The organism is Pseudomonas sp. 43(2021), from assembly GCF_017490805.1.
Taxonomy (GTDB): domain Bacteria; phylum Pseudomonadota; class Gammaproteobacteria; order Pseudomonadales; family Pseudomonadaceae; genus Aquipseudomonas.
The window spans coordinates 1-13,215 of sequence record NZ_JAFGYJ010000022.1 but is presented as its reverse complement, the minus strand read 5'-3'; the positions used below and the strand labels follow the sequence as shown (position 1 = coordinate 13,215).

At 61.2% G+C, this 13,215-nt stretch carries 7 protein-coding genes and 1 pseudogene; 4 read left to right on the top strand and 4 right to left on the bottom strand.

Annotation, left to right across the window (positions count from 1 at the left end):
* Positions 1–157: 157 nt before the first annotated feature.
* The 3 genes and pseudogenes from J5M71_RS18785 to J5M71_RS18780 form a co-directional block, all read right to left on the bottom strand.
* Positions 158–1,744, bottom strand: a complete 1,587-nt coding sequence (locus J5M71_RS18785; RefSeq protein ID WP_075045122.1) for an ABC-F family ATPase — start codon at positions 1,742–1,744, stop codon at positions 158–160.
* Between the two features lie 20 nt (positions 1,745–1,764).
* Positions 1,765–1,971, bottom strand: a pseudogene (locus J5M71_RS29330) (site-specific integrase); the annotation flags it as partial.
* 63 nt (positions 1,972–2,034) lie between these two features.
* The gene (locus J5M71_RS18780; RefSeq protein WP_207834900.1) at positions 2,035–3,402 is read right to left on the bottom strand and encodes an HD domain-containing phosphohydrolase; all 1,368 of its coding nucleotides are present in this window, start codon (positions 3,400–3,402) and stop codon (positions 2,035–2,037) included.
* Positions 3,403–3,573: 171 nt separating this feature from the next.
* Between J5M71_RS18780 and J5M71_RS18775 the strand changes: the two genes are divergently transcribed.
* Positions 3,574–4,500, top strand: coding sequence for a cytochrome c peroxidase (locus tag J5M71_RS18775; RefSeq protein ID WP_207835127.1), 927 nt, complete (start codon positions 3,574–3,576; stop codon positions 4,498–4,500).
* Positions 4,497–6,308 (top strand): DAHL domain-containing protein, encoded by a 1,812-nt coding sequence (locus J5M71_RS18770; protein ID WP_207834885.1) that lies wholly within the window; start codon positions 4,497–4,499, stop codon positions 6,306–6,308. The genes J5M71_RS18775 and J5M71_RS18770 overlap by 4 nt, the downstream gene beginning before the upstream one ends.
* Positions 6,309–6,381: 73 nt before the next feature.
* On the opposite strand, the gene J5M71_RS18765 is transcribed toward J5M71_RS18770, so the two are convergent.
* A complete protein-coding gene (locus J5M71_RS18765; protein WP_207834883.1) occupies positions 6,382–6,639 on the bottom strand; it encodes a hypothetical protein in 258 nt (85 codons plus the stop codon).
* Between the two features lie 757 nt (positions 6,640–7,396).
* On the opposite strand from J5M71_RS18765, the gene J5M71_RS18760 reads away from it, so the two are divergent.
* Together J5M71_RS18760 and J5M71_RS18755 are read left to right on the top strand one after the other, a co-directional pair.
* The gene (locus J5M71_RS18760) at positions 7,397–7,741 is read left to right on the top strand and encodes a hypothetical protein (RefSeq protein WP_207834881.1); all 345 of its coding nucleotides are present in this window, start codon (positions 7,397–7,399) and stop codon (positions 7,739–7,741) included.
* 355 nt (positions 7,742–8,096) lie between these two features.
* On the top strand, positions 8,097–13,215 hold a 5,119-nt coding region (locus J5M71_RS18755), incomplete at its 3' end, for an Ig-like domain-containing protein (RefSeq protein ID WP_207834872.1).

Sequence of the window (13,215 nt, the reverse complement as noted above, 5' to 3'; positions counted from 1 at the left end):
CAGTGCCAGACTGTGGGATTGGCGGTGGATTCTTCGCGGGTGAACCCGCTCCCACAGGATTTGCATAGGCCTCAAATGCTACGCAGTCCCTGTGGGAGCGGGTTTACCCGCGAAGAGGCCGGCCCTGCCATACAACATGGCCAGGCCGCTCCATCAATCAGACCAGTACGCCCTGGCTACGCAGGTAATCGTCGTAGGTACCGCTGAAGTCCACCACGCCATCAGCCGACAGCTCGATGATGCGCGTGGCCAGCGACGACACGAACTCACGGTCGTGGCTGACGAACAGCAGGGTGCCCGGGTAGTTTTCCAGCGCCAGGTTCAGCGCCTCGATCGATTCCATGTCCAGGTGGTTGGTCGGCTCGTCCATCACCAGTACGTTCGGCTTCTGCAGGATCAGCTTGCCGAACAGCATGCGGCCTTGCTCACCACCGGAAATCACCTTCACCGACTTGAGGATCTCGTCGTTGGAGAACAGCATGCGCCCGAGGGTGCCGCGGATCACCTGCTCGCCGGAGGTCCACTGGCCCATCCAGTCGAACAAGGTCATGTCGTCTTCGAAGTCGTGGGCGTGGTCCTGGGCGTAGTAGCCCACTTCGGCGCTGTCGGTCCACTTCACTTCACCCTTGTCCGGGGTCATTTCACCGACCAGGGTGCGCAGCAGGGTGGTCTTGCCGATACCGTTGGGGCCGATGATCGCCACGCGCTCGCCAGCTTCGATGGTGAAGCCCAGGTCCTTGAACAGCACCTTGTCGTCGAAGGCCTTGGCCATTTTCTCGACGGTAACGGCCTGGCGGTGCAGCTTCTTGGTCTGTTCAAAGCGGATGAACGGGCTCACCCGGCTCGACGGCTTGACCTCGGCCAACTGGATCTTGTCGATCTGCTTGGCCCGCGAGGTGGCCTGCTTGGCCTTGGAGGCGTTGGCCGAGAAGCGGCTGACGAAGGTCTGCAGTTCAGCGATCTGGGCTTTCTTCTTGGCGTTGTCCGACAGCAGTTGCTCGCGGGCCTGGGTGGCAGCGGTCATGTACTCGTCGTAGTTGCCCGGGAACACGCGCAGCTCGCCGTAGTCCAGGTCGGCCATGTGGGTGCAGACACTGTTGAGGAAGTGCCGGTCGTGGGAAATGATCACCATGGTGCTGTTACGCGCGGTGAGGATGGTTTCCAGCCAGCGGATGGTGTTGATGTCCAGGTGGTTGGTCGGCTCGTCGAGCAGCAGTACGTCCGGGTCCGAGAACAGCGCCTGGGCCAGCAGCACGCGCAGCTTCCAGCCCGGTGCCACTTCGCTCATCGGGCCGAAGTGCTGTTCCAGCGGAATACCCAGGCCCAGCAGCAGTTCACCGGCGCGGGATTCGGCGGTGTAGCCGTCCATCTCGGCGAATTCGGTTTCCAGCTCGGCGACGGCCATGCCGTCTTCCTCGGTCATTTCCGGCAGCGAGTAGATGCGGTCACGCTCGGCCTTGACCTTCCACAGCTGGCCGTGGCCCATGATCACCGTGTCGATCACGGTGAATTCCTCGTAGGCGAACTGGTCCTGGCGCAGTTTGCCCAGGCGAGTGTTTGGCTCGAGCATGACCTGGCCACCGGACGGCTCCAGGTCACCGCCGAGGATCTTCATGAAGGTCGACTTGCCGCAACCGTTGGCGCCGATAAGGCCGTAGCGGTTGCCGTTGTTGAATTTGACGGAAACGTTTTCGAACAGCGGCTTGGAGCCGAACTGCATGGTGATGTTGGCGGTGGAGATCAAGGAGCTTACCTATCAATAACTTACGTGGCTTCTTCGCAGCTGCGGACCAATTTCGGACCAATCTGGAGCTTTTCCGGCTCCTGCCAGTCGTTGGACGAGTTAATCCAGCGCGCATAAGTCGATAGAGCATCTGCACGCCATGCCCGAGCTGTTGGGCGATAAATGCGGGGGTTGAGACCAGACATTGAACCTATTGTCGCATATGTGAGACGGCAGTCATACGGGGGCGGCCAGGCACCGCGCTTGCCACGATGCTGGTCAAACGGATTCAGCGCCTGCCCGCAACCGGGTCAGCCCGCCGCTGCGGGCGCCGGCTGCAGGCTGGCTGACTGCTCGGGAATCCTGACGAACACGCTGTATTTGCCACCTTCCATTTCTTCGAAGGCAATCAGTTTTTTTACCAGCAGACCGCTCAGTACCTTGCCGGCATTCAATAACAGCATGCCGTTGTCGGCATTGAGGTTGCGCGCCAGTATCATGCCCTCTGCCAGCTCGTGGGTGCTCAATACCTTGATCGCCGGGTCGGTCAAGGTAATGTCACGCATGTACTCGGCACAGACATTGACGAAGTCTTCCACGAGGTCTGGGTCATACAGCTTTCCAGAATATTTGCGTATGTAGAGCAGTGCCTCATCGCTGTTGAGCTGGCGATCCAGGACCAGTCCGCGCTGCAATTCGATGAAATCCACGGCCATTTTCAGCCAGCGGGCGCCCAGTGGAATTGCCGCGCCTTTCAGGTGGCCCGGAAAACCGCTGCCGTCCCAGCGTTCCTGGTGGTGAAGTATGAGTTGTGCGGCCTCCTTCATTGGCTCCAGGGTCATGACCAGCGCTTCGCTCTGTTTCGGGTATGACCGGTATAGTTCGCGCTCTTGTGGAGGTATGAGATCGGCAGGGCAGGTGAGCATGCTGTCGGTCCAGCTCATCTTGCCGATGTTGTAGAGGGCTGCAGCCATGGTCAGGTTGCGACAGGTACCTTCGTCCAGCCCATGGCTGGCGCAATACACCCGTATCAATTCTATGACCTGCCGGTTGGTCTGCTTGGCCTTGGGCAGGCGCATGTTGCCTAACTGCGAAAAGAACTCGGTGCTGGTCACGTAACTGCGCTTGAGTTCTTCATAGGCAAGGTCAAGCATGTCGGCAGTTTGTTGCAGCTCGGCGGTGCGCGCCGCTACACGCTGTTCAAGGCTTTCGTTAAGCGCCTTGAGCTGCTTGATCTGAACCTGAGTGAGCTGTTCCAGGCGCTTACGTTCGCTTTCCGAATGTTGGTGGGCCAACGCCTGGCGCAAGGTGACCACCAGCTCTTCATCATTCCAGGGTTTGCTGATGTAACGATAGATATGCCCATCATTGATGGCTTTTGCGATGGTGTCCGTGTCAGCGTAACCCGTAAGCAGAATGCGCAACGTGTCGGGAAAACGCTCATGTACGTGCGCCAATAGCGTGGCCCCGTCCATGTTTGGCATGCGTGCATCACTCATCACCAGGTTGATCGGGCGCTGCTGGAGTAACTGCAGGGCATCGGCGCCGTTTTCAGCGAGGAGGAGTTCGTAGGGTTGGTTGCGTAGCAGACGTCGAAGGCTGTTGAGAATCGAGGGTTCGTCGTCAACCAGAAGTATCACGGCTTTGTCTGCTGTGCCATCGGTAACGGGTAGCTCCATGGGTCCCTCCTTGCCGGTCTCAGCCAGACTAGTCCCTGGCCACAGCCTAGATGATATTTGCCCCGGCTGTTAGCTTTTGTCGGTTGGCCTCACTATGCTCGGAGACAGGTGCTTCTCGCCAGGGAGGGTTGCGCTGTGCCGATCTGTCTGCAGGTTCGCATCGTTTCCGCGATGCTTGTGGTTTTGCCAGCATTGGCGTTTGCCCAGAGCATCGGTGGGCCGTTGACGCCATTGCCGGCGGTGCCTGAGCTTGACCCTGCCCGGGTGGAGCTGGGACGCAAACTGTTCAATGACCCGCGTTTGTCCCCTGATAACAGCCAGTCCTGTGCTGATTGCCATCGCCTGGACCGTGGTGGCGCGGACGGGCAGGTGCGCTCGCCTGGTGTAGATGGCAAGCCCTTGGCAGTTCACACCCCCAGCGTTTTCAACGCCAGCCTGAACTTCCTGCAGTTCTGGGATGGGCGTGCGCAATCGTTTGACGGCCTGGTGCACCTGGCAACCGGTAGTGCGGACGACAAAGGAGATGGCTGGTCTGCCGTGGTTCAACGAATTGCTGGCGATCCGGCCTACCAGGCTGGTTTTGCCCAAGCCTATGGCAAGCCAGTGACTACCCTCGATGCCAGGGATGCCCTCGTCACGTACCAGCGTACCTTGCTGACACCCGATTCACGCTTCGATCGCTATCTGAAGGGAGATACCAGCAGCCTCAGCCTGGAAGAGAAGCATGGCTATCAGCGCTTCCAGGAATACGGTTGCATAGCCTGCCATCAGGGCGTGAACATCGGCGGCAATATGCTGCAGAAGTTCGGTGTTTTCGATGACTACTTCGCCAACCGTGGCAATGTTGCCGAGGCGGATCGGGGGCACTACAACGTGACCGGTGATCCGGATGACCTCTATCTGTTCAAAGTTCCCAGCCTGCGAAACGTAGCGGTCACTGCCCCTTACTTTCATGACGGTTCGGCGCCTACCCTGGAAGCCGCTGTCGATGCCATGTTTCATTATCAGTTGGGACGTAATCCGAGCGACGATGATAAAGCGCTGATCATCAAGTTTCTGCGGACGCTCACTGGCCAGTGGGAGGGTAAGCCGCTATGAGATTGAACGCGCGGCGCAGTCTTCTGCTGTTGGCTACATGTGCCATGTCGCTGGCGTCGGTGCTGGTCTATTTGTACTGGATGTCCAAATCCGATGAGAATGGTACCTACGCCCAGGCGCGTGATCTGATTCGCCAGATCAAGCAGTACGATGCCCAGTGGGAAGGCGCAGTGCTCAAGTCGCGCACCACTACCAATTACAACTATGACCCGCTGGTGCTGCCGCTGCTGGAAATGAAACGTCTTTGGCGGGAATTCGGCACGCTGGAGGGGCGTCACCCGCAAACAGATATGCTTGCCTGGCAAACGGCCTTTCGCGATTACCAACAAGCCTTCGACGACAAGGTGCTGCTGGTCTCGCGCTTCAAGTCGCACAATGCGATCCTGCGAAACTCCCTGGCTTTTCTCCCGGCTGCAGCGGATGTAATACAGGTGCACCTTCGTCAATTGGTCGATGCCGATACACTGCGCCTGCGCAGAATCACCAGCGATACCTATGACTTGATGCTAAGCAGCCTTGAGTTTGCCCAGACCACAACCGATGATAAAGCTGCCGACATCCTGGTTGGACTCAACAATCTTTCGGTCAACAAGGAGCGCTTGCCTGTCGACTTTCAGGTGCCTATCGATACCATCAGCAAACACATAGAGTTGATTCTTCGTGAGCAACCCAAGGTCGATCAGCTGCTTGAAGCGATCGAGGCGGTTCCGATCGCCGAGCGCCTGGACGCCATTGCCCTGATGCTGGACCGCGACGAGCAAGCAGCAGCGCTAACGGCTCAGCGATACCATTTCTACCTGCTGGTGTTTTCCACCCTGCTGGTGTTGCTGTTGCTGTACATGGGGATATGGCTAATGCGCAGCTATGCCGAAATTAACCGTGTAAACCGAGCGCTGGTGAGCGCCAACGACGAATTGGAACAGCGGGTTGAACGGCGCACCCAGGCACTCACCCAAGCCAGCGCTGCACTGCAGCGCGAGGTGGATGAACGCCGGCAACTCGAAAACCAGTTGGTCCAGTCGGAAAAGCTCGCCTCGCTCGGTCAGCTGGCAGCCGGCGTCGCCCATGAGGTCAATAACCCGATTGGTTTTGTCTCGTCCAACCTCGGCGCACTGGATGATTATTTCAACCGTTTGCAGGACATGCTCAAGGCATATGCTGACGCGGAAAATACCCGGATTCCGAACGGGCTCAGCGCGGAGCTGGCGAAATTGCGCACGGAAATCGAGCTGGACTACTTGCTGGAGGACATTCCGGCGCTGATCCGGGAATCCAAGGACGGTATCAGCCGCGTTGCGCGGATCGTCAAGGACCTCAAGGACTTTTCACGAGTAGACAGCAGCCATGACTGGCAACTGGCAGACCTGCATCAAGGCATAGAGTCAACATTGAACATTGTTGCCAGCGAACTCAGGCACAAGGCAGACCTTGTCAAGAATTACGGCGCATTGCCGCAGGTCGAGTGCCTGCCTTCGCAGATCAATCAGGTAATCATGAATCTGCTGGTCAATGCCACCCAGGCGATGGGCGCCGAGCGTGGCAGAATTACCCTGCGAACCGGCGCCAGTGACAATTGGGTGTGGATCGAAGTTGCAGACAATGGGTGTGGCATTCCTGCCGAAAGCCTGCAAAAGATCTTCGATCCGTTCTACACGACGAAGCCCATCGGCCAGGGCACCGGGCTGGGATTGTCACTTTCGTACGGAATCATCAAGCGTCATGGTGGCGAGATCCGCGTAGACAGCGAGGTGGGTGTCGGTACGACATTCAGGGTCGAACTGCCCATCCGTCAGGCCAGGTCGGCCTGAACCCGCCCCCGAGGGCACCAGGGAGGGAATGCAAAATGCCGTGCCCCCTGGGACATAAGCGCAAACAAACCCTTTAAGTGTAGTGGTGAGGATAAAGCTTCATGTCGTGTTCCAGCTTTTCGGCATCCGTCACCCGTTTGCGAACCTCGGCATAAAATTGCTGGCTGTGATTCTGGAATCTTTTATAGTTCTGCGCACTTGCTTTCAGGGCTGCCTTCAGCTCGTCTCCGTTCAGGCCTTCAGCTTTTTTTTGGGAAACTACATATTTTTGCCAGCTGTTTTCTACTTGCGAGAGCCCTTGTGCTAGGGCTTGAGTCTCGATTGTCGCCATGGGTGCATCCTCTTCAAGGCCGGTTCTGGCCAGATGGTATGGATCGCTAGAGCGACGATGCAGATGCAGGGTACTGAGGCCATCGAAAAAGCGCCCGAACGTGGAGCTTAGCTTGTATGTAGAGCTTTGCGGGACAGTCCAGTGTCAGGATGTTGGAACGGGAATTGCTGCGACCCTGAGGCATCGATCATGCGGGGGTACGCAGAAATGACTCAGAATGACCGCTACTACATGATCTTCGTTGTGGTTGCTGTGCTGGTCCTGGATCTGGCAGCGACGTTTGTGTTTCTGAAGGCCATCGCCTGATCCCCGTTTGTGGGCCCAGTTGCACCCGAAATCGGGGTCTTCGGCAGGGTGACAACCCGGCTAGGGCAAGCCTTGCCCGCTCTCTGTCGGGTTCATGGCCACACGGCACTGCAGGCCCCGAGTCGAGCGCCAGCTGAAATCTCGCGCAAGAAGACCATGCGCTTGCGGCCATGCCTGTGCGAGCCCACTGGAAAACAAGGGAAGCTCGCCCAGGCTGGCCGATCTTGAACATGCCGAGTAACCCACGAACCAGGTTATCTTCGCGGGGAGAGCCCGCCCCTTGAACCGATATAGCAAACAAGCCTAATGCCCGGGTGACATTGAGCAGTAACATGGGCAAACCAAAACAAAAAAAGGGCATGCGGCTTGGCAAAACTTTACCAGGTTACTCGATGGGGTAGCAGGAGTGTGTCGCGTGAAGAGCTCAAGGTCGGTAGCAGGCGCAATACTGATGTCTACTTTCGCCACACTGTTCATGGCAGGCTGCGCACATGACCCCGATGTGCGTGAGGGCCATGGCTATGCGTCCGGAGCCACGGAAAGAAGTACGCCGGCGTACCTGGGGTGCGTCAAAAGCGAACTTCCAGGGCGTGTGAAAACCTACCAGGTCGATGGTGACAACTCGGTCAAACTGTTCGTCGATAGCACCGACCCCAACAAGGCGGGTGGCTTGGTCGAGGTGCGGGGCACGGGAGCCCGGCAACAGTTCAGGGCTTATCAACGCGATGCCTGGTACGACCACGGCAGGCTGCTGGACGCCGCGCTGATGTGTTCAAAACCAGTGGCTGGTCTCTGAGCAAAGTGGCCAAACTCAAGTTTGGCCAGGAGACTGCCAATTTTTTGCCTGCGTCCAGTTGAGTGGGTCTGACCGGGAAGTGCCATCCGTTTGCGTCCATCAACATGGCCGAAGGTACTTTTACGTACGCTTTCCCAAATAAGGTCAACTTTATTTTATTGATCAAGAAACTATTTGTGACTATTTAATTCGGAATAGCAGGGCACTCGGGTCGCCGTGTTGGCGTAGTCGTCAGCGTTGTAAGTCTTTCCGAGTTACTTATAGAAAACCGACTGGCGTTTTAGGGAGGGCATGCTATTTCTGGATATACGAGTGCGACTGCTCGGTCGTGCTGTTGACAAAGGGACTGTCAGGTATGTCGATTCAGGCCAAGGTATCTCCCCTCGCTCAAAGTGTTTCTTCTGCCGCCCCCATCGCAATCCCCAACAACGGAATACTGACACTCACCCAGAGCAGTAACGTTGTTCTGGATATTGCTCCTGAAAGCGTGACGGGCTACACAAAAAGCGGTCCCGATCTGATCGTACAACTGAAGTCCGGCGAAAGCCTGCGCATTGCCAACTTCTATGTCGAGGGGCAGCCTGCAAGCCAGTTGTATCTGGTTGACCGGGACAAACTACTGGCCGTCGACTTGCCGCCGGTTGCTGCCGATGGGCCGCTGGTGGCGGGTTATGTGCCCCAGGAAAGCCTTGCCGGGTTCGACTCGCTCACTGCTGCCGACAGCACCGTTGCCGGGCTGAGCCCTGGCGGTGCACTGCTGGCCGGCGCAGCGATCATCGGTGGCGGCGTTGCGATCGCCAATAGCAACGATGGTGGTGGTGGCGGTGGCAGTGGTGAAGGCAGCGTGCCGCCTGACACCACGGCCCCGGCCCCGGCTAGCGGCCTGCAGATTGCCACGGATGGCAGCAGCATCAGCGGCAAGGCCGAGCCGGGCGCCACCGTGGGCGTCGACAGCAACGGCGACGGGCAAACGGATGTAAGCGTGGTGGTCGGCCCTGATGGCAACTTCCAGATTCCGCTGAACCCGCCACTGACCAACGGCGAAACGGTTTCTGTAGTGGTGACCGATCCGGCCGGCAACAGCAGCCCGCCCGTGACCGTGCAGGCCCCTGACTTTCCTGATGCGCCGCAGATCAACCCGAGCAATGGTTCCAGCCTAAGCGGTACCGCCGAGCCGGGCAGCACCGTGGTGCTCACCGACGGCAACGGTAACCCTATCGGCCAGACTACCGCCGACGGCAACGGTAACTGGTCATACACCCCGGACACCCGGCTTCCAGATGGCACGGTGGTCAAGGCGGTGGTCGAGGATGCCGCCGGTAACAGCAGCCCGCCCGCCAGTACCATCATCGATGGCGTGGCGCCGTCGGCACCGGTGATCAACCCGAGTAACGGTACCGAACTCAGCGGTACCGCCGAGCCGGGCAGCAGCGTTACCCTCACCGATGGCAGCGGCAATCCGATCGGCCAGACGACCGCCGATGGCAACGGCAACTGGAGTTTCACCCCCGCGACACCGCTGCCTGACGGTACCGTGGTCAACGCCACTGCGACCGACCTGGCCGGCAATACCAGCGGACAGGGCAGCACCACCGTGGACGGCGTGGCCCCGGGCGCGCCCACCATCAACCTGAGCGATGGCAGCAGCCTCAGCGGCACCGCCGAGCCAGGCAGCACTGTGGTCCTCACCGATGGCAACGGCAATCCCATCGGACACACTACAGCCGACAGCAATGGCAACTGGTCGTATCCCACGGATAGCCAACTGCCTGATGGCACGGTGGTCAACGCGGTGGTCGAGGATGCCGCCGGCAACAGCAGCCCGCCCGCCAGCACCATTATCGATGGCGTGGCGCCGTCGGCCCCCTCGGTCAATCCGAGCAACGGCACCGTGATCAGCGGCACCGCCGAGCCGAACAGCACCGTGACCCTCACCGATGCCAGCGGCAATCCGATCGGCCAGGTGATGGCCGATGGCAGTGGCAACTGGACCTACACCCCGACCACGCCGATTGCTGATGGCACAGTGGTCAACGTGGTGGCTCGGGACGCAGCCGGCAACACCAGCATGCCCTCGAGCACCACAGTGGATTCGCAGGCCCCGGCGGCACCGGCAGTCAACCCCAGCAATGGCAGCGAAATCAGCGGCACCGCAGAACCGGGTAGCACGGTCACCCTGACCGATGGCAGCGGCAACCTGATCGGCCAGACTATTGCCGACGGCAACGGTGACTGGACCTTTACCCCGGCCACACCGCTGGCCAACGGCACGGTGGTCAACGCCGTGGCCCAGGACCCGGCCGGCAATACCGGCCCGCAGGGCAGTACCACGGTGGATGCGCTCGCACCCGCTGCGCCGGTGGTCAACCCGAGCAATGGTGCCGTACTCAACGGCACCGCCGAGCCAAACAGCACGGTGACCCTCACCGATGGCAACGGTAATCCGATCGGCCAGGTGACGGCCGATGGCAGTGGCAACTGGACCTACACCCCGGCCACGCCGATTGCTGATGGCACAGTAATCAATGTGGTGGCCCAGGACGCAGCCGGCAACAGCAGTATTCCGTCGAGCACCACAGTGGATTCGCAGGCCCCGGCCGCACCAGTGGTCAACGCCAGCAATGGCACCACGATCAGTGGCACCGCAGAACCGGGCGCGACCGTGACCCTGACCGATGGCAGCGGCAACCCGATCGGCCAGACTACCGTTGACGGCAGCGGCAACTGGAGCTTCACCCCCGGCACGCCGCTGGCCAACGGTACCGTGGTCAACGCCACGGCAACCGACCCGACCGGCAACACCAGCGCGCCGTCGAGCACCACGGTGGACTCGGTGGCCCCGGCTGCGCCGGTGGTCGAGCCGAGCAATGGCACGGAAATCAGCGGTACCGCCGAGCCGGGCAGCACCGTCATCCTGACCGATGGCAGTGGCAATCCGATCGGCCAGACCACCGCTGACGGCAACGGCGACTGGAGCTTCACACCTGGTACGCCGCTGGCCAATGGCACGGTGGTCAACGCCATGGCGACCGACCCAGCTGGCAATACCAGCGGGCAGGGCAGCATTACGGTGGACGGTGTGGCGCCAGGCGCGCCCACCGTCAACCTGAGTGATGGCAGCAGCCTCAGCGGTACCGCCGAGCCAAACAGCACGGTGACCCTCACCGATGGCAGCGGTAATCCGATTGGCCAGGTGACGGCCGATGGCAGTGGCAACTGGAGCTTCACTCCAGCGACGCCGCTGGCCAATGGCACCGTGGTCAATGCCACGGCGAGCGACCCGGCGGGCAATACCGGCCCGGCAGCGACGGTCACCGTCGACTCCAGCGCGCCGGCTGCGCCGATTATCAATCCGAGCAACGGCGTAACCATCAGCGGTACGGCTGAAGCGGGCGCCACTGTGACCCTGACCGATGGCAGCGGCAACCCGATCGGCCAAATCACCGCCGACGGCAGCGGCAACTGGAGCTTCACCCCCGGCAGGCCGCTGGCCAACGGTACCGTGGTCAACGCCACCGCAACCGACCCGACCGGCAACACCAGCGCGCCGTCGAGTACCACGGTGGACTCGGTGGCTCCGGCTGCGCCGGTGGTCGAGCCGAGCAACGGCAGCGAAATCAGCGGCACCGCTGAGCCAGGCAGCACCGTCATCCTGACCGATGGCAGTGGCAACCCGATCGGCCAGACGACCGCTGACGGCAACGGCGACTGGAGCTTCACTCCTGGTACGCCGCTGGCCAATGGCACGGTGGTCAACGCCGTGGCCCAGGACCCGGCCGGCAATACCGGCCCGCAGGGCAGTACCACGGTGGATGCGCTCGCACCCGCTGCGCCGGTGGTCAACCCGAGCAATGGCGCCGTACTCAACGGCACCGCCGAGCCAAACAGCACGGTGACCCTCACCGATGGCAGCGGTAATCCGATCGGCCAGGTGACGGCCGATGGCAGTGGCAACTGGAGCTTCACTCCAGCGACGCCGCTGGCCAATGGCACCGTGGTCAATGCCACCGCGAGCGACCCGGCGGGCAATACCGGCCCGGCAGCGACGGTCACCGTCGACTCCAGCGCGCCGGCTGCGCCGATTATCAATCCGAGCAACGGTGTAACCATCAGCGGTACGGCTGAAGCGGGCGCCACTGTGACCCTGACCGATGGCAGCGGCAACCCGATCGGCCAAATCACCGCCGACGGCAGCGGCAACTGGAGCTTCACCCCCGGAACGCCACTGGCCAACGGTACCGTGGTCAACGCCACGGCAACCGACCCGACCGGCAACACCAGCGCGCCGTCGAGCACCACGGTGGACTCGGTCGCTCCGGCTGCGCCGGTGGTTGAGCCGAGCAACGGCAGCATGATTAGCGGCACCGCCGAGCCAGGGAGCACCGTCACTCTGACCGATGGCAGTGGCAACCCGATCGGCCAGACGACCGCTGACGGCAACGGCGACTGGAGTTTCACTCCTGGTACGCCGCTGGCCAATGGCACGGTGGTCAACGCCACGGCGACCGACCCAGCTGGTAACACCAGCGGGCAGGGCAGCACCACGGTGGACGCTGTGGCGCCAGGCGCGCCCACCGTCAACCTGAGTGACGGCAGCAGCCTCAGCGGTACCGCTGAGCCAAACAGCACGGTGACCCTCACCGATGGCAGCGGTAATCCGATCGGTCAGGTGACGGCCGATGGCAGTGGCAACTGGACCTACACCCCGGCCACGCCGATTGCTGATGGCACAGTAATCAATGTGGTGGCCCAGGACGCAGCCGGCAACAGCAGTATTCCGTCGAGCACCACAGTGGATTCGCAGGCCCCGGCCGCACCAGTGGTCAACGCCAGCAATGGCACCACGATCAGTGGCATCGCAGAACCGGGCGCCACCGTGACCCTGACCGATGGCAGCGGCAACCCGATCGGCCAGATCACCGCCGACGGCAGCGGCAACTGGAGCTTCACCCCCGGCACGCCACTGGCCAACGGTACCGTGGTGAACGCTACGGCAACCGACCCGACTGGCAACACCAGCGCGCCGTCGAGTACCACGGTGGACTCGGTGGCTCCGGCGGCGCCGGTGGTCGAGCCGAGCAACGGCACGGAAATCAGCGGTACCGCCGAGCCAGGCAGCACCGTCATCCTGACCGATGGCAGCGGCAACCCGATTGGCCAGACTACTGCCGACGGTAGCGGCAACTGGAGCTTCACCCCCGGCACGGCGCTGGCCAACGGCACGGTAGTCAACGCCGTGGCCCAGGACCCGGCCGGCAATACCGGCCCGCAGGGCAGCACCACGGTGGATGCGCTCGCACCCGCTGCGCCGGTGGTCAACCCGAGCAATGGCGCCGTACTCAACGGTACCGCCGAGCCAAACAGCACGGTGACGCTCACCGACGGCAGTGGTAATCCGATTGGCCAGGTGACGGCCGATGGCAGTGGCAACTGGACGTTCACCCCGGGCACGCCGCTGCCCAATGGCACCGTGG